This is a genomic window from Kitasatospora sp. DSM 101779 (assembly GCF_025655475.1).
Lineage (GTDB): Bacteria > Actinomycetota > Actinomycetes > Streptomycetales > Streptomycetaceae > Kitasatospora.
The window spans coordinates 1,497,048-1,513,298 of the sequence record NZ_JAHTIK010000001.1; the positions used below are offsets into that span (position 1 = coordinate 1,497,048).

The 16,251-nt window shown below is 75.1% G+C and carries 19 protein-coding genes; 9 read left to right on the forward strand and 10 right to left on the reverse strand.

Translation table 11 applies throughout. The features are described 5' to 3' along the window. Nucleotides 1-1,167: ATP-binding protein (locus tag KSNIM_RS06905; protein ID WP_263102337.1), on the reverse strand; the 1,167-nt coding region annotated here is incomplete at its 3' end. Between the two features lie 254 nt (nucleotides 1,168-1,421). On the opposite strand from KSNIM_RS06905, the gene KSNIM_RS06910 reads away from it, so the two are divergent. The 3 genes from KSNIM_RS06910 to KSNIM_RS06920 all read left to right on the forward strand — a co-directional run bounded on the left by KSNIM_RS06910 (nucleotide 1,422) and on the right by KSNIM_RS06920 (nucleotide 3,578). Continuing rightward, nucleotides 1,422-2,477 (forward strand): M4 family metallopeptidase, encoded by a 1,056-nt coding sequence (locus KSNIM_RS06910; protein ID WP_263102338.1) that lies wholly within the window; start codon nucleotides 1,422-1,424, stop codon nucleotides 2,475-2,477. Between the two features lie 77 nt (nucleotides 2,478-2,554). Then, nucleotides 2,555-2,881 carry a divalent-cation tolerance protein CutA gene (gene cutA / locus KSNIM_RS06915; RefSeq protein WP_263102339.1) on the forward strand — a complete coding sequence of 109 codons (327 nt, stop codon included), beginning with the start codon at nucleotides 2,555-2,557 and terminating at the stop codon, nucleotides 2,879-2,881. Nucleotides 2,882-3,008: 127 nt separating this feature from the next. Further along, nucleotides 3,009-3,578 (forward strand): dihydrofolate reductase family protein, encoded by a 570-nt coding sequence (locus tag KSNIM_RS06920; RefSeq protein ID WP_263102340.1) that lies wholly within the window; start codon nucleotides 3,009-3,011, stop codon nucleotides 3,576-3,578. On the opposite strand, the gene KSNIM_RS06925 is transcribed toward KSNIM_RS06920, so the two are convergent. The 3 genes from KSNIM_RS06925 to KSNIM_RS06935 are packed head-to-tail and all read right to left on the reverse strand — an operon-like array spanning nucleotide 3,554 to nucleotide 5,240. After that, nucleotides 3,554-4,207 (reverse strand): HAD family hydrolase, encoded by a 654-nt coding sequence (locus tag KSNIM_RS06925; RefSeq protein ID WP_263102341.1) that lies wholly within the window; start codon nucleotides 4,205-4,207, stop codon nucleotides 3,554-3,556. The two genes, KSNIM_RS06920 and KSNIM_RS06925, sit on opposite strands and share 25 nt — an antisense overlap. After that, nucleotides 4,204-4,413 (reverse strand): DUF397 domain-containing protein, encoded by a 210-nt coding sequence (locus KSNIM_RS06930; RefSeq protein WP_263102342.1) that lies wholly within the window; start codon nucleotides 4,411-4,413, stop codon nucleotides 4,204-4,206. The genes KSNIM_RS06925 and KSNIM_RS06930 overlap by 4 nt, the downstream gene beginning before the upstream one ends. Beyond that, entirely contained in the window at nucleotides 4,410-5,240 is an 831-nt protein-coding gene (locus KSNIM_RS06935) for a helix-turn-helix domain-containing protein (protein ID WP_263102343.1), read from the reverse strand. Before KSNIM_RS06935 ends, KSNIM_RS06930 begins: the two co-directional genes overlap by 4 nt. Before the next feature lie 127 nt (nucleotides 5,241-5,367). On the opposite strand from KSNIM_RS06935, the gene KSNIM_RS06940 reads away from it, so the two are divergent. Continuing rightward, nucleotides 5,368-5,871: an ATP-binding protein gene (locus tag KSNIM_RS06940; protein WP_263102344.1), complete on the forward strand. Its 504-nt coding sequence runs from the start codon at nucleotides 5,368-5,370 to the stop codon at nucleotides 5,869-5,871. A gap of 110 nt (nucleotides 5,872-5,981) precedes the next feature. Then, entirely contained in the window at nucleotides 5,982-6,605 is a 624-nt protein-coding gene (locus tag KSNIM_RS06945; protein ID WP_411543848.1) for an MSMEG_1061 family FMN-dependent PPOX-type flavoprotein, read from the forward strand. Between the two features lie 40 nt (nucleotides 6,606-6,645). On the opposite strand, the gene KSNIM_RS06950 is transcribed toward KSNIM_RS06945, so the two are convergent. Together KSNIM_RS06950 and KSNIM_RS06955 are read right to left on the reverse strand one after the other, a co-directional pair. Further along, nucleotides 6,646-7,353, reverse strand: a complete 708-nt coding sequence (locus tag KSNIM_RS06950) for a hypothetical protein (protein ID WP_263102346.1) — start codon at nucleotides 7,351-7,353, stop codon at nucleotides 6,646-6,648. 100 nt (nucleotides 7,354-7,453) lie between these two features. Continuing rightward, nucleotides 7,454-7,876, reverse strand: coding sequence for a MarR family winged helix-turn-helix transcriptional regulator (locus KSNIM_RS06955; RefSeq protein ID WP_411543849.1), 423 nt, complete (start codon nucleotides 7,874-7,876; stop codon nucleotides 7,454-7,456). Nucleotides 7,877-8,020: 144 nt separating this feature from the next. On the opposite strand from KSNIM_RS06955, the gene KSNIM_RS06960 reads away from it, so the two are divergent. Further along, nucleotides 8,021-8,842 (forward strand): alpha/beta fold hydrolase, encoded by an 822-nt coding sequence (locus KSNIM_RS06960; RefSeq protein WP_263102348.1) that lies wholly within the window; start codon nucleotides 8,021-8,023, stop codon nucleotides 8,840-8,842. A gap of 5 nt (nucleotides 8,843-8,847) precedes the next feature. Here the strand turns inward: KSNIM_RS06960 and KSNIM_RS06965 are convergent, their stop codons facing one another. Then, nucleotides 8,848-9,051: a hypothetical protein gene (locus KSNIM_RS06965; protein ID WP_263102349.1), complete on the reverse strand. Its 204-nt coding sequence runs from the start codon at nucleotides 9,049-9,051 to the stop codon at nucleotides 8,848-8,850. Nucleotides 9,052-9,298: 247 nt separating this feature from the next. On the opposite strand from KSNIM_RS06965, the gene KSNIM_RS06970 reads away from it, so the two are divergent. After that, nucleotides 9,299-10,168, forward strand: a complete 870-nt coding sequence (locus KSNIM_RS06970; RefSeq protein WP_263102350.1) for a universal stress protein — start codon at nucleotides 9,299-9,301, stop codon at nucleotides 10,166-10,168. Between the two features lie 59 nt (nucleotides 10,169-10,227). Here KSNIM_RS06970 and KSNIM_RS06975 read toward each other — a convergent pair whose 3' ends face one another. Both KSNIM_RS06975 and KSNIM_RS06980 read right to left on the reverse strand, forming a co-directional pair. Then, a complete protein-coding gene (locus KSNIM_RS06975; protein ID WP_263102351.1) occupies nucleotides 10,228-11,292 on the reverse strand; it encodes an S-adenosylmethionine:tRNA ribosyltransferase-isomerase in 1,065 nt (354 codons plus the stop codon). Nucleotide 11,293: 1 nt separating this feature from the next. Continuing rightward, a complete protein-coding gene (locus KSNIM_RS06980; RefSeq protein ID WP_263102352.1) occupies nucleotides 11,294-12,115 on the reverse strand; it encodes an SDR family NAD(P)-dependent oxidoreductase in 822 nt (273 codons plus the stop codon). 1,112 nt (nucleotides 12,116-13,227) lie between these two features. Here KSNIM_RS06980 and KSNIM_RS06985 point away from each other — a divergent pair. Continuing rightward, a complete protein-coding gene (locus KSNIM_RS06985) occupies nucleotides 13,228-13,905 on the forward strand; it encodes a DUF5995 family protein (RefSeq protein WP_263102353.1) in 678 nt (225 codons plus the stop codon). A 139-nt stretch (nucleotides 13,906-14,044) separates the two neighbouring features. On the opposite strand, the gene KSNIM_RS06990 is transcribed toward KSNIM_RS06985, so the two are convergent. After that, nucleotides 14,045-15,484 carry a GuaB1 family IMP dehydrogenase-related protein gene (locus KSNIM_RS06990; protein WP_263102354.1) on the reverse strand — a complete coding sequence of 480 codons (1,440 nt, stop codon included), beginning with the start codon at nucleotides 15,482-15,484 and terminating at the stop codon, nucleotides 14,045-14,047. A 329-nt stretch (nucleotides 15,485-15,813) separates the two neighbouring features. On the opposite strand from KSNIM_RS06990, the gene KSNIM_RS06995 reads away from it, so the two are divergent. Continuing rightward, on the forward strand, nucleotides 15,814-16,221 hold the full coding sequence (locus tag KSNIM_RS06995) for a DoxX-like family protein (RefSeq protein WP_263102355.1): 408 nt from the start codon (nucleotides 15,814-15,816) through the stop codon (nucleotides 16,219-16,221). The last annotated feature ends 30 nt before the right edge of the window (nucleotides 16,222-16,251 follow it).

Here is a 16,251-nt window from a genome sequence, read left to right on the forward strand (position 1 = left end):
GGCGGCCCGGTCGCCGGCCCGGCGGGCCTCCGCGGCGGCCCGTGCGCGGTGTTCGGGGCCTGCGAGCAGCAGGTGGCGGGCGGTCTCGGCGGGGTCGGCCCGGTGGTCGCCGGTGAGGGCGGCGGCGATCCGCCGGTGCAGTGCGGGGCGGTCGGCGGCGGGGACGGTGTCCTGGACGGCCTCGCGGAGCAGGTCGTGGCGGAAGGCGGCGGTGTCGGGGCCGAGGTCGGCGAGCAGCCCGGCGGCGACGGCGTCGGCGAGCCGGGGCCGGAGGTCGGCGGGGGCGGTGCCGAGGGTGCGGGCGAGGGTGTCGAGCGGGAAGCGGGTGCCGAGGGCGGCGGCCGTCCGGACGGCCCGGCGGGTCTCGGCGGCGAGGGTGTCGAGGCGGGCGGCGACCGCGGCGCGGACACCGGCCGGCATCGGCTGCGGGGACTGCAGCAGTTCGGTGAGGAAGAACGCGTCGCCTCCGGTCCGCCTCGCCAGGGCGCCGACCCGGTCGGGGTCGGCGGGGCCGCCGGTGGCGGCGGCGAGCAGGCGGGCGATGTCCGGCGGGGTGAGCGGACCGAGCGGCAAAGTTCGGGCACGGCGGAGGAGTTCGGCACGGTCGGCGGTGCGGCCGGCCCAGGGGGCGTCGTCGTCCCGCGCGGTGGCGAGCAGCAGCAGCGGTGCGTTCCGTGCGGTGGCGGCGAGTTCCAGCAGCAGGTGGAGCGAGGAGGGGTCCGCGGCGTGCAGGTCGTCGAGGACGATCAGCAGCGGCCGGGCGGCGGCGGCCGTCCGCAGCAGGTCCGCGGTGTCGGCGGTGAGGCGCAGCCGGGCGCCCTCCGGGTCCGGGGCGCGGAGCAGCCGGGCGGTGCGTCCTTCGGTGAGGGCGCGCAGCGGGGGCGAGGCGCGGACGAGGCCGGCGCAGTCGGCGTCGGCGGCGGTGAGGTCGCGCAGCAGCCGGGCCCAGGGGCGGAAGGGGCTGCCGGCCGCCTCCGGCGGGCACCACGTCCACAGCGTGCGGAATCCGTCGGTGCGGGTCGCCGACTCCTCGGCCGTCCGGGTCTTCCCGGCGCCGGCCGGGCCGGTGACGGCGAGCAGCCCGCCGTGTCCGTGCCGGGTCCGCCCGGCGGCGTCGGCGATCGCGGCGAGCACGTCGCGGCGTCCGACGAACGGCAGGGGCGCCATCGTCCCGTCCTCTCGTGTCCGTGCACCGGGTGGCGTTCGGGCGCTCGCCTCCATGGTTCTCCGGTCGGTGTGCCCGCGCGCGGCGGTGCCCCACCGCGGGCGCAAGGGCTTGCGGCACTGCGGGGCTCCGACCGCACATTCTCCGGCCGGTCCGGTGGGGTGCCGGGGAAATTCACCGGTTCCGGCCCCTGGTCACTGGGTGCGGCGGTAGGGAATGATCCCGCAGCAGCCCTCGCCCCCGTTCTGGAGGAACCGTGTCCCGTTCCGTCCGCGTGCCCCGTCTCGCCGCAGCGACCGCCGCCGTCCTCGCCACGGCGGCCGGTCTCGCCGCCACTCCTGCGGTCGCCAAGCCCGCCCCGGTCCCGGCCGGCGCGGTCGGCCAGGTCTTCATGGTCAATCCGGTGCAGTCCTCGGGCGACGAGGGGCTGACGGACTCCAAGGACGCCGCGTCGGCGGTGCCCGCCTCCGCCTACGCCCGGGTGGCGCTGCGGAACCTGGACGGCAGCGGCTACCTGTCGGGCCGGTGGGCGGCGGTCCGCTCGGAGACCGGGGCGCCCGCGTACTCGCCGTCCGGCAGCTTCACGTTCACCCGGGACGCCGACCAGTTCGAGCAGGTGATGGCGTACTTCTGGGTCAACGAGGCACAGGAGTACCTGCAGGGCCTGGGCTTCGGCAGTGAGCTGCCGGGCGCCAACGACCGGGTGCAGCCGGTACGGATCAACCAGTGGGGGTCGGACAACTCCTTCTTCACCGACAAGAAGGACGAGATCCGCTTCGGCAAGGGCGGGGTGGACGACGCCGAGGACGCCGAGGTGATCGTCCACGAGTACGGGCACGCCGTGCACGAGGCGCAGGTGCCGGGCTTCGGCGCCTCCCCGGAGGCCGGTGCGATCGGCGAGGCGTTCGGCGACTACCTGGCGGTGGCGGTGGGCGCGGCCGCCGACGCCAAGTACGGCTGGTCCTCGCTCACCCCGGAGGCGTGCGTGGCGGACTGGGACTCGACCGGTTACACCGCCGGCCCGGTGCACTGCCTGCGCCGCCTGGACACCGGCAAGGTGTACGGCGACAAGGTCGGCGAGGTGCACGCGGACGGCGAGATCTGGTCGCAGGCGCTCTACGACATCCGCAAGGCGCTGGGTGCCCGCACGGCCGACCGGATCATCGTGAACGCACAGTTCTCCTTCGCCCCCGACACCTCGTTCTCGGCGGCCGCCCTGGCGACCGTGGACACCGCCCGCCGGATGTACGGCCCGGGCGCGGCGGACACCGTCCGCAAGGCGTTCGCCGCGCGGCAGATCCCCGGCCTCTGAGCCGCTCGCTCCGGCTCCGGCCCACCGCCTGCCGCGGTGGCGCCGGGGGCGCCGCGGCCGCGCGTAGGCTCGGCGGCATGACGAACCGTGACGTCCTCGTGGTGACCACGACCCACGATGCGGAGGAGAAGGCCCGCGCGCTGGCCGGGCTGGTGGTGCGCGAGCGGCTGGCGGCCTGCGCCCAGGTGTATCCGATCGGTTCGGTGTACTGGTGGGAGGGCGAGGTGCGGTCGGCCTCCGAGTGGCGGATCGACTTCAAGACCACCGCCGGTCTCGCGGAGCGGCTCACCGCCTTCCTCCACGAGCACCACGGCTACGAGACGCCGGAGGTGGTGGCCGTCCCGGTGGTGGCCGGCTCGGACGCGTACCTGGCGTGGGTGGTGGCGGAGACCGCGGCGCCCTGACCCCGGCCGGTCCGGCCGATCCGGCTCTCCCGCCCCGCGGCTGACACGCCGTCACTGCGGGTGCCGGGCGGGCCGCGGCCGCCGTGCCAGCATGGAGCGGCCGGTCGTCGGAGCCGAGGAGCGTGCGATGAGGAAGATCGTCATGGTGTTCTCGGCCTCTCTGGACGGGTACATCGAGCGGCCGGACCGGCGGATCGACTGGCACCTGGTCGACGAGGAACTGCACCAGCACATGAACGACATGCTGCGGCCGATGGGCGGCTTCCTCAGCGGCCGGGTCACCTACGACCTGATGGCCGACTACTGGCCGACCGCGGACGCCGACCCGGACGCCCCCGGGCCGATCGCCGAGTTCGCGGAGATCTGGCGCTCCATGCCGAAGATCGTCTTCTCCCGCACCCTGACGCACGCCGACTGGAACACCGAGATCCGGCGGGAGGTCGTCCCGGCCGAGATCGAGCAGCTCAAGGCGCAGCCCGGTGGGGACCTCGCGCTCGGCGGCGCGGACCTCGCGGCGGCCTTCCTGCGGCACGACCTGGTGGACGAGTACCGGATCTACGTCCACCCGGTGCTGATCGGCGAGGGCAAGCCGCTCTTCCCTCCCGCCGAGGCGGACCGGCCGCTGCACCTGGTGGAGACCCGCACCTTCGGCAACGGCGTGGTGCTGCTGCACTACGGGCGGCCCGCGGCCTCCTGAGCGGCCCGGCCGGGCCGTGGGGCGGGCAGCCGTCCGGCCAGGGCGGCGCGCAGGTCGGCCGGGGTCCGGTAGTGCAGGCCCGCCATGCCCAGGGCGGTGGCCGCGGCGACGTTCTCGGCGCGGTCGTCGACGAACAGGCAGCGCTCGGGGGCGACTTCGGCCCGTCCGGCGGCGATCTGGTAGATCAGGCCGTCCGGCTTGGCCGAGCCCACCTCGGAGCTGTTCACCACGGCGTCCGCGAGGCCGGTGAGGCCGAGCGCGGCAAGGTCCTCGTCGAGCCAGACGGTGGCGTTGGTGACGAGCAGTACCGGACAGCTCTCCCGGGCCCTGCGGAGCAGTTCCACGACCTCGGGGTCCGCCGACTGCGGCGTGCCGGTGAAGAGCTCGGCGAGGGCGCGGGCGGTGTCCTCGGGGACGCTCGCGGCGAGCGCGGCACCGATCGCCTCCCGCCACTGCGCCCGGGTGAGGCCGCCGAGGACGAGCGGTTCGGCGACGGCGGGCGCGAAGGCCGCCTCCGCGGTGCTGCCCGGCCGCAGCCCGGCCGCCCGTTCCAGCCGGGCCACCTCGGCGTGGTCGAAGAACCGGATCACACCGTCCAGATCGCACAGGACGGCACCGAACTCGGTCATGCCAGGTCGCCGGATCTGACCGCGTCGACGAACGCCTGCCACGCGGCGGCGCCGAACACCAGCGCCGGCCCGGCCGGGTCCTTGCTGTCCCGGACGGGCACCACGCCGTCGAAGCCGTCCGCGACCTCGACGCAGTCACCGCCGGTGCCGCCGCTGAACGTCGACTTCCGCCAGACCGCGGCCGACAGATCGGGTGTGTTGCTCACGCTTCGTACCCCTTCTCGATCGCCGCTTCGATCATGGCCAGCGACGCGCTCGGCGGCAGGGCGTCGGCCTGGAGGTGATCGTACGCCAAGACGCACAGCGTCAGATCGCTCGAATTGTCGATGACCTGACCGAAGTTCGGGCCTTCGACGTACGCGACGTCGGGCCCCTCGGCGAACGACAGCAAGGTCAGCGGGCCCTCCACCGAGGTGTGCTCCCCGCTGGCGAACGGCAGCACCTGGATCACCACGCGCGGATGCCGTGCGCTCTCGACCAACCGCACCAGCTGTTGCCTCATCACCTGCGGTCCGCCCACCGGGCGACGCAGCACGGCCTCGTCGAGGATCACCCACAGGTACGGCCGGTCGGGCCCGTCCAGGATGGCCTGCCTGCCGAGTCGCGCGGCGACGCCCTCCTCGACGCGTTCCTCGCTCTCGCCGACCAGACCCTTGCGCAGCAGGGCCCGGGCGTAGTCCTCGGTCTGCAGGAGTCCCGGCACGGTCTGGGCCTGGTACTTCCGGATCGACGTCGCCGTCGCCTCCAGGTCGACGAAGCCGCGGAACCACGGCGGAAACACCGCCCGGTTGAGCAGCGGCCAGATGCGGGCCAGGGCGCCGTCGGTGCCGAGGGCGGCGTCGCAGCGTTCGGTGAACTCGCGGGAGGGCTTGCGCCGGGCCGTCTCGATCAGCCCGACGAGCGAGCCGGTGTAGTTGATGACCTCGCCGAGGCGGTCCTGGGTGAGCCCGGAGGCCTCGCGGAAGCGTCGGAGCTCCGATCCGAAGAAGCCGAGCACGGAGGACGAAGGGTCCAGGTCTCGCGTCGGTGCCATCGGCGTCCTCCCCCGGCCTACAGCGCCCGTTGTTGAGCGCCCAGCACTACCGAGCGTATCGCCGCGGGCCGAATCTTGTGACGGACCGGCGCAGATCGCACCGGCCCGTGACCGTTGGAGTGCCTTGATGTACGACGTCCCGCGTCCCGCCGCCGAGCGGCCGCCCTTCGCGACGACGGGCGGGGCGGACTTCGGCGGGCGGCTGGAGTTCTGGCTGCCGAGACGACGGGACGCGGTGCGGGAGGCGCGGCGCCGGCTCCGCGACCTGATGGCGGTCTGCGAGCCGTGGGACCGCAGCACCGCCGGGCACTTCGCCGAGGACGGCTGCCTGGTGCTGTCCGAGCTCGCCGCCAATGCGGTGGTGCACGCCCGCGGCAGGGGCGGGCGGGTGCACTTCCGTCTCCGCTACGGTGCGCCGGGCCTGCTGGTGGAGGTGTCCGACCCGGACGACGGGTGCGGGCCGGGCGGGGTGCCGCGGGTCGCGGAGGAATTCCCCGAGGGCGGGCGCGGCCTGGAGATCGTCGGTGCGCTCGCCGCGGCCTGGGGCTGGCTCCCGCGGGCGGCCGGTGCGGGCAAGACCGTGTGGGCGCTGATCGCGCCGCCGGCGGCCGCCGGCGGCGCGGAGGGCTGAGGGAGGTGCCGGGCGCAGTGCGGAAATGCCGTTCCGCGGCAGCCGGCACTCGGCTAGATTTCCGGCATGTGATCACAGAACCCGCGGCGCCCGGCCGCCTCTTCGACACCCTGCACTCCTCCGCCGTCCGGGAGGTGTCCGAGCTGCGGGAGGTGTACGAGCAGCCCGGTGACCACGCCCGCCGCAAGCAGGTCGACCGGATCCACGACGTGGCCCGGCAGTTGATCGGCTGTTCGTCGCTGGTGATGGTGGCGAGCGCGGACGGGGACGGCCGCTGCGACGTGTCGCCGCGCGGCGGCCCGGCCGGGTTCGTGGCCGTGCTGGACGACCGGACGCTGGCGATCCCCGACGCCACCGGCAACAAGCGTCTGGACAGCCTGCAGAACATCGTGAGCACCGGGCGGGTGGGCCTGCTCTTCGTGGTGCCCGGGCGGGACACCACGCTGCGGGTCAACGGCCGGGCCTGCGTCACCACCGACGAACGGCTGCTGGCGCAGCTGACCGCGGTCGGCAAGCCGCCGCGCAGCGCGATCGTGGTGGAGGTCGAGGAGGTGTACGGGCACTGCCCCAAGGCCTTCCTGCGCGGTTCCGCGTGGAAGCCGGAGCAGTGGCTCGGCAAGGACGCCCAGCCGACCTCGGCCCAGGTCACCCTCTCCCACCTGCAGGACCCGGAGCTGACGCTGGACCGGATCGAGCAGGCGGAGCGGGAGTCCCTCCGGTACCGCTACGAGTGACCCGGCCTCGGAGCGGCCTCGCCGCCACGGGCCAGAACGGTCAGAGCGGCAGGTCCTCCCCCGCCCGGTAGGAGCGGACGGCGGCCCCACCGCCGTCCGGGCGGACGAGGTGCACCCGGCCCGCGCCGCGCACCCGGGCCGTCGTGCCGTGCACGGCGAGGGCGGTGTTCTCGTCGATCGCGAGGCCGTACGGCACGACGCCGCGGGCGACCGCCTCGACCAGCCTGCCGAGGGTGCCCCACTGGGCGGCGTGCACGTCGACGGCCGGGGCGATCAGGCCGAGGCCGTCGCGGACCTCGATCTCGTCCAGGTCCTCGGCGGTCTCCTCGGGGCAGACCGGCACCCCCTCGGACAGCCAGCCGCCGACCACCGCGCGGCCGGCCGCGATCGCCGCGCCGGCCGAGAACCCGGCGTACGGCAGCGGCCGTTCGGCCAGTCGGCGGCCGAGCGGGCCGGCCAGCGCCGACGCGTACTCGGGGGTCAACCCGCCGCCGACGAAGACGGCGTCCGCGCCGTCGAGGACGGCCGGGTCGAACACGGCACCCGGCACCACGGGCACCGCGCGCGGCCGGCAGGGTGCCGCCGCGGCGAGCGCCCCGGACCAGCGCTCGAACTGCTCGGGGACGTCACCCTCGTCGAGCAGCAGGCAGGCCACCTCGGGCTCCGTCCCGGCCTCGGCCAGGAACGGCCCGTACAGCTCCGCGTACCACGCCTCGTCGCGGCCGCCGCCGACCAGATGGATCGTCATCGCTCCCCCTCCACGGTGTGCATCCGGCGCACGCTAGGCGGTCGGGGGCCGTCCGGGCCAGCGGTTTTCCACCGCGGCCGCGCAGCCGGGGCGGTGAGCGTCAGTCGACGTCGACGTCGTCGAAGAGTCGGAGCATCCGGGCGAGCACCCGGACGCAGGTCGCGACGTCCTCCTCGGTCAGGTCGCCGCCGGCCTGGCGCAGCAGGGCGTGCTCGCGGGCGGTGACGGCGGTGATGGCGGCGCGGCCCTCGTCCGTCAGCCGGATCAGCGAGGACCGCTGGTGGGCCGGGTTGGGGGCGGTCTCGACGAGGTGCCGGGCGGCGGCGTCGTTGACCATGCGCTGGACGAACTGCCGGCTCAGCGACTGGGCGCGGCCCATCTGCGGGACGGTCATCGGCCCGTGTTCGCGGAGCAGGTCGAGGACGGCGCGGACGCCGACCGACAGGCCCTGCCGCGGGGCGTCCTGCTCGATCTTGCGCTGCACCCGCCGGTAGAGCGGGCCCACCAGGGCGAACACCTCCATCAGGTGTGGGGCGATGTCGTCGGGCGGCGGCTGCGGGGGCTCGGTCTCGGTCACACGGTCATCATGACACCTCGGGTGCCGTATCGGCCCGAAGAAATGACAACTCAGTTGTCATCATCCGGCAAATATGGCACCTTGGTTGTCATGACTAGCGCTTCGGCCATCGCCACCTTTCCCTCGCACGACGGCCTCCTCGCCTACCGCGACACCGGCAGCGGGCTGCCCGTCGTCCTGCTCCACGCGAGCTTCCTGGACCACACCATGTTCGACGAGCTGGTGCCCGCCCTCGCCGGCCGCCACCGGGTGATCGCACCGGACGTCCGCGGCCACGGCCGCTCCGCCAACGCCACCCTGCCGTTCCGCCAGACCGACGACCTCGCCGCCCTGCTGCGCCACCTCGACACCGGCCCGGCCGTCCTGGTCGGCACCTCGATGGGCGCGAACATCGCCGTCGACACCGCCCTGGAACACCCGGACCTCGTCCGCGCCCTGGTGATCAGCGGCGGCGGCACCGGCCTGTCCGAGTTCCGCGACCCGTGGCTGCTGGAGCTGGGTGCCGAGAAGGACGCCGCCATGGCGGCCGGCGACATCGCCGGCTGGGTGGACGGCTTCGCCCGGATCGCCGCCGGCCCGCACCGCAGTCTCGACGAGGTCGACCCGGAGGTCGTCCGCCGGGTGAAGGAGATGGTCTGGCGGACGCTGGCCAAGCACACCGCCGACGAGCAGGACCACAGCGTGGCCGTCGCCGACACCGCCGCACGCGCCAAGGAGATCGCCGTCCCCGTGCTGGCGCTCAACGGCGCACTCGACTCCCCCGAGCTGATCGCCATCGCCGAGGACCTCGCCGCTGCCGTGCCCGACGGCCGCACCGTCGCCCTCGAGGGCGCCGCGCACCTGCCGAGCATGGACCGGCCGGAGGCCTTCCTCCGCGCCGTCGAGGGCTTCCTGCAGGAGATCGCGGGCTGAAGCCGCTACGGCCGGCCCGCGCCGCCACCGCCGTCCTCGCGGCGTTCGCGCAGGTCGGCGCCGCAGCGCCGGCACCGCGCACTGCCGGCGCTCTCCGGGACGGCGTCGCAGGACGGGCAGAGCAGCGCCAGCAGGCAGGCCGGCTCGCCGCCCTGATCCTCCGTGTCCACCCCGTGCACCGCGCGCGGCCCCAACGGCTCCTCGTCCATGCCCGTCAGGCTACGCCGGGGCACGCGCGGCGGTCACAGGGCGTGGCGGCTCGCGCAAAGCCGGAGGTGGTGGTGGACTGAGAGGGACGGGAAGGGCCCCAGGAAGACGCGGGGTAGCGGCCAGAACCGTGCACCGCGCAATCAGGATCCGCGAGAAGCGGGTAGCCCCTTCCCGTCGCCGCATGCCGGATGCCGTGCAGCACGGCCGGCCGCCGCCGTTCCTGCTCCGGACACCGCTGGAGGAGCCATGACGTCAGCCGTGGGAAGCCGTTCCGTCGTGGTCGGCGTCGACGCCGGGGACCCGGCATCCGCCGCGCTCGCCTGGGCCGCCGACGAGGCCGTCCGCCGAGGGCTGCCACTACGGCTCGTCCACGCCGTACCGCCGAGCAGCCGGGACTACCGCGGCTTCGACGAGGGCCAGTACCGCACCGCGATGCACGAGGCCGGCGAGGCGGCGCTCGGCGAGGCCCGGCTCGCGGTCGAGGAGCGGTACCCGGGGCTCGACATCAGCATCGTCCTCGCCGACGGCCAGCCCGGGCAGGTGATCTGCCGTCGGGCCGCCAGCGCCGAGATGGTCGTCCTCGGCTCCCGAGGGCTCTCCCGGATCGAGGAGGTGCTCAGCACCTACTCGGTCATCCTCCCGGTCGCCGCCCAGGCGCCGTGCCCGGTGGTGGTCGTCCGCGGTGGCGAGCACGTCCCGGAGGATCCGCCGCACGTCGTCGTCGGCGTCGACGGCAGCGCGGGCTCCGGCGCGGCCATCGACTTCGCCTTCGACGCGGCGGCCCGGCGCGGGGCGGAGCTGCGCGCCGTCTGGGTGTGGCAGGCGCCGACCATCCTGCCGATCGACAAGGCCACGGCGATCCAGGAGATCCGGCGTCAGCTCCACGAGGCCACCGCCGGCCGCACCGCGCTCCACCCCGACGTCCGGCTCACCCACGACGTGCTCACCGGCCACCCCGTGGAGCAGCTCGCCGCCGCCTCCGAGAACGCGCTGGCCCTGGTCGTCGGCCGCCGCGGCCGAGGCGGCTTCACCGGCCTGCGCCTCGGCTCCGTCCCGCACGGGCTGCTGCGCCGTGCCCAGTGCCCCGTCGTGACGGTGCCGGCCGAGCCCGACTGAGCACCCGGCGGACCGGGCCCGCACCATCGGCTTCCGCAGTTCCCGGGACGGACACCGGATCAGTCCGGGAGGAGCAGGTTGACGTCGCCGAACTCGTGCCAGAGGTAGCGGTGTTCGAGGGCTTCGGCGTAGCAGCGGGTGAGCAGGGGGCGGCCGGCGACGGCTTCGAGCATGAGGAGGTGTGAGGCGAGCGGCTCGTGAAGGCCGGTCAGCAGGCCGTCGACGACGCGGACGCCGCGCTCGGGGGTGATGACGAGGTCGGTCCAGCCGTCGGCGGCGCGGACCCGGCCGTCCGGGCCGACGGCCGATTCGAGGGCGCGGACGGCCGTGGTGCCGACCGCGATCACCCGGCCGCCCTCGGCGCGGACGTGGCCGACCAGCCGGGCGGTGGCCTCCGGGACGCGGTGGCGCTCGGCGTACGGAGCCTCGTGCACCTCCGGTGAGGCCACCCCGGTGTGCAGGGTGATCGGGGCGAGAAGGATGCCGCGGGACACCAGCCGGGCCACCGTGTCGGCGGTGAACGGCCTTGCTGCGCTCGGCATTTCGCTGCTGCCGGGGACGTCGGCGAAGACCGTCTGGTAGGCCTCGATCGGCCAGTCGCGGTCCACGTAGCCGTACCGGACGGCGCGGCCGTACCGGGCGAGGTAGCCGGTGAGTTCGCCGGGCAGGGTGAGCCGGGCGTGCCAGAGCCGCGGGGTGAACGGCGCCGTGAGCTCGGCCCCGGCCCCGCCGGGCAGGGTGACCCGCAGGCCGGGCCGGGCGGGCGAAGTGCCGGGTTCCCAGGGGACGGTGGCGTGTGCGGTGGGCCGACGCAGCTCGACGAGGTGGCGGCCGCGCGGGTCGGGCTGGGCCGAGGAGAGGTGCACGGCGACCTCGGTGCCGTCGGGGAGGGTGCCGGTGAGCGCGGCGGGCAGGGTGGCCGAGTTGTTCACCACCAGCAGGTCGCCGGGGCGCAGCAGGTCGGGCAGGTCGGTGAAGCGGTGGTGCGAGGTGACGGTGCCCGCCCGCCGGCCGACCAGGAGACGGACGCCGTCCCGGGTCAGGCCGCGGGCCTCGGCGGGGGCCCGGGCGGAGAGTTCGGGCGGGACGGTGAAGTCGTAGCCGGTGTCCACGGCGGTCGCCATCTCACTCACCGGCCGCGGTCGGGGCAGCGGTGGCGGGCCGGGTGCCGGCGGCCGGCAGGTCCACGGCAGCCGGGGCCACGGCAGCCAGGTCGGCGGCCCGGTAGCGGCCGGCGGCGGGGCGGTCGCGGAGCAGGCCGAGCAGTGCGGGGACGACCGTGGCGGGCAGCGGCCGGTCCGAGATGTCCTCGCCGGGGAAGGCCTCCTGGTGCATCCGGGTGCGCATGTCGCCGGGGTCGACGGCCCAGACGGCGATCGCGGGCTCCTCGGCGGCGAGCACGGCGGAGGCGTGGTCGAGGGCGGCCTTGGAGGCGCCGTACCCGCCCCAGCCGGGGTAGGCCTCGACGGCCGCGTCGGAGCTGACGTTGAGGACGGCGCCGCGGCGGACGCGCAGCTGGGGCAGCAGCAGCTGGGTGAGGGCGATCGGGCCGAGCACGTTGACCTCGAAGGTCTCCAGCAGGCCGGGCAGCGGGAAGTCGGCGAGCGCGGGCAGCGGTGCGCCGTCGAGGTCGTAGCCGGTCAGGGTGGAGGCGTTGTTGACCAGCAGGGAGGCTCCGCCCAGGGCGGCCGCGGCCTCGGCGAGCCGTTCGCGGTGGTCGTCGTCGACGACGGAGCCGGCCGGGGCGGCGACCTTGGTGACGGCGGCGAGTTCGGCCTCGGCGGCGGCGAGTTCGGCGGTGTTCCGGGCCGTGATCACCAGCTGCCAGCCGTCCCGGGCGAGGGCGCGGGCGAGTTCCAGACCGAGCCCTCGGGAGGCTCCGGTGACGACGGCGACGGGCGCGGTCTGCGAGCGGTCGGTGGCTGTCGGTGCAGCGGCGGTGTCCATGCCCTCACTCTCGCCCCGCACCCGGCCCGGCCGGATCGGCCGCCGGCCCGGTGCCCCCGGGGCCCTTGGCCCTAAGACCGGGGCCGTAGGGCCGGGCCGCCGTGCGGTGCGGTGGCCGGGGCCGTGGGGCCGGGCCGCCGTTCGGTGCGGTGCGGTCGGTCCGCGGCGCGCGGCGGGCGCCGGAGGTGCACGGTGGGCGGCGGGTCGGCGGGGGTCGTCCGGGTGCCGAAGTCCCCACGACCGGCACCCGGTGGCCCCCGGCGCCGCTGCCTGGCCCGGCGGGTCTCCACGATGCCGCAGGTGTGTGCGGTCGCGTCGGTGGCGCGGTAGTGCCGTCCGGCGAACCGGGGCCCGTGGATGCGGGGCGCCCGTGCCGGCGAAGCCGGGATCGGTGAAGAGCCGGAGTTCGTCGGCGAGGTCCTCGCGGAGCAGGGACGGGACCAGGCCCGCACTGCCGAGAAGAGGACCAGGTCCCCGCCGGCCTCCTTCACTGCGCGGGCCACCGTGTCGGCGAGCGGGCATTGCGCACGGTGGTCCGCGGCCGGCCCTGCACCGGTTGGCCGGATCGGCTCACGACGGACCCGGGCAGGGTTCCGGTGGCCCGGCTGAACTCCCGGTCGGGGACGGCGGGATTGCTGGTCCGCCGTGCGCGCCCAGTGCGCCGGGCACCCCTCGTCGGCCGGCTGAGCTGGATGCCCGGGGCTCCCGCGAACAGGCCGTCGGAGGATGGGCGGAGGTCGGCGCTCCGCGGCCGGTCGGGCCGCCGGTTCCGCAGGTGCCGGTCGGCCTCCGGCCGGCTGCTGCCGACGCAGCCGCCGATGGAGATCCGCACCGCCACGACCAGGCGGCTCATGGGCTCGTCCGTCCCTCGTCCCGGTCCCGGACTGCGGACGGCCCGGGGTACGACCCGCACCTTTGGCATCCACCGGCTCGGGGCCCGTCCGCGCCCGGCTTCCGCCCCGATGCGCGCACCGTGGGGCGCGAAGGGCTCGCTGCGGGGGGCGCGGGGGACTCGCCGAGCGCGGCTTCTGGGCATGCGTCGCACACTGACCTACCATCAGACGATCCGCCCGGATGATCTGCCCGGCCCCATGCGGAAGGCTGCGCCCACCATGACGATCAGCGAGGCCCTGACGGTCGACCAGGTGATCGACCGGATGGAGCGGTTGCAGGCGACTCTCCCGGCCGGGGACGGCGTCGGGGTGTTCAACCACATGTACCTGCGGGTGACCCGGCTGGTGGCCGAACGGCTCGCGGACGGCCACTTCGCCGACCCGGCCGGGATGTCCGAGCTGGACGCGGTGTTCGCGGCCCGCTACCTGGAGGCGGTGGAGGCCGCGGCGAGCGGGCGGCGCCCGGCGCACTGCTGGCGGCCGCTGTTCGACCTGCGCGGCCGGACGGGCATCCATCCGCTGCAGTTCGCGCTGGCGGGGATGAACGCGCACATCGAGCACGACCTCCCGCTGTCCGTGCTGGACACCTGCCGGCTGCTCGGCCAGGAGCCGGAGGACGTCCGCGCGGACTACCACCGGATCAACGACGTGCTGGCGCAGGTGGAGGCCGAGGTGCGGGAGGAGCTGCTGCCGTGCCCGGACGACCTGCACGCGGCCGACCGGCTGCTGCACGTGATCGGGGTGTGGAGCATCGACCGGGCCCGGGACGCGGCCTGGGCGAGCGTGCTCGCCCTGTGGGAGCTGCGGCAGTCCCCGCTGGTGGAGGACGCGGTGGCCGCCGCGCTGTCCCGCTCGGTCGGCATGGTCAGCCGGGCGCTGCTCACCCCCGTGGAGTGAGCAGCGCCCGGCGAGTGAGCAGCGCCCGTGGAGCGAGCCGGCCCGGGTGAGCGGGCCCGTCGAGCGGGCGGGCCGTCCACCGCACGAGCCGGGCGCCGCCCGCCCCGGGTGGGGTGAGCGGCGCCCGGTCGTGTGAGCGTCAGACCCAGCTGGAGTGCAGCGGCTTGCCCTCGGCGTAGCCGGCCGCGCTCTGGATGCCGATGATCGCCTTCTCGTGGAACTCCTCCAGGCTGGAGGCGCCGGCGTAGGTGCAGGAGCTGCGGACACCCGCGACGATCGAGTCGATGAGGTCCTCGACGCCCGGGCGGGCCGGGTCGAGGAACATCCGCGAGGTGGAGATGCCCTCCTCGAACAGCGCCTTGCGGGCGCGGTCGTAGGCGGACTCCTCGGCGGTGCGGTTGCGCACGGCACGGGCGGAGGCCATGCCGAAGCTCTCCTTGTACTGGCGGCCGTCGGCGGTGGTCTGCAGGTCGCCGGGCGACTCGTAGGTGCCGGCGAACCAGGAGCCGATCATCACGTTGGACGCGCCGGCGGCGAGCGCCATGGCGACGTCGCGCGGGTGCCGGACACCGCCGTCCGCCCAGACGTGCTTGCCGAGGCGGCGCGCCTCGTCGGCGCACTCGAGGACGGCGGAGAACTGCGGCCGGCCGACGCCGGTCATCATCCGGGTGGTGCACATGGCGCCGGGGCCGACACCGACCTTGAGGATGTCGGCGCCCGCCTCGACGAGGTCGCGGACACCGGCGGCGGAGACCACGTTGCCGGCCACGATCGGCACCTGCGGGTCCAGGCCGCGGACGGCCTGCAGGGCGCTGATCATCGACTCCTGGTGGCCGTGCGCGGTGTCGACGACCAGCACGTCCGCGCCGGCCTCCAGCAGCGCCTTGGCGCGGCCGGCGACATCGCCGTTGATGCCGACGGTGGCGGCGATCCGCAGCTTGCCGTTCGCGTCGACGGCCGGGGTGTAGAGGGTGGCGCGCAGCGCGTTGCGGCGGGTCAGGAGGCCGACGAGGCTGCCGTCGGCGGCCACCACCGGGGCGAGCTTGCGGTGCGCCTCGTTGAGGCGGTCGAAGGCGGCGCGCGGCTCGATGCCCTCGTCCAGCAGCAGCAGGTCGCGGGACATCACCTCGGCGAGGCTGGTGAAGCGGTCGACGCCCTGGCAGTCGCCCTCGGTGACGACGCCGACGGGCTTGCCGTCCTCGACCACGACGAGGGCGCCGTGGGCGCGCTTGGGCAGCAGGGAGAGCGCGTCGGCGACGGTGTCGCCGGGGCTGAGGGTGATCGCGGTGTCGTGCACGAGGTGGCGGCCCTTGACCCAGCCGATCACCTCGGAGACGACCTCGATCGGGATGTCCTGGGGGATCGCGACCAGGCCGCCGCGGCGGGCCACGGTCTCGGCCATCCGGCGGCCGGCGATGGCGGTCATGTTCGCCACGACGAGCGGGATGGTGGTGCCGGTGCCGTCGTGGGAGGAGAGGTCGACGCCCTGCCGGGAGCCCACGGCGGAGCGGCTGGGGACCATGAAGACATCGTCGTACGTGAGGTCGTACGCGGGCTTGAGGTCGTTCAGGAAACGCATGAAAGGGCTCTCTGGCTGGGCGGTAGGTACACCACGGGTGCGGTTGCGGCAGGGCCGGCGGGCGCACTCGGGCGCCCCGCACCCAACCGTCAATGTTCATCGATACCCCGGGGTGAAGGCCAGTCCACGCGCAAACCTTGAAGATCCGCACAAGCCGTCCGGACGGGCCGCCGCCGGGCCTTGGAGGAAGCTACGAACCGGCCGCCCGGAAGCACAGTTGAACGCGTTCAAAATCTGCGGCATGATCCTCGCAACGAGGTCCGGGACCCGCCCGGGCCGGCGCCGCCGTGCCCAGGGCACCGAGCGGCGAGGGGAGGAGAGGGGGGATCGTGGCCGACATCGGAAGAACCCGCCTCCCGGCCGCGGCGGTCGCACTGATGTGGTGGTACGAGGGCTTCTGGTGCAAGGTCTTCCCCGGCCGGGCGGACCAGCGCGCCATCGTCGAGGGGCTGCCGCTGCTGCCGGCCGGCGCGGTCACGCCGCTGCTCGTCGCCATCGGCCTCGCCGAGGTCGCGCTCGGCGCCTGGGTGCTCCTCGGACACCGCCCGTACGCCGCCGCGGTCGTGCAGACCGTCCTGGTGGCCGGTTTCAACACCGGCGGACTGCTCGTCGGCGCGGAGCACATCCCGGAGCCCGGCCGGCTGGTCGTCCAGGACATCGCCTTCCTCGCGCTGATCTGGCTCGTCGCCGCCCGGCGCCCGGCGGACCGGGCGCCGCAGTGGGCGGCGGCCCGGTGAACCGCTCCCCCGCCGCACGCCCCGCGCCGG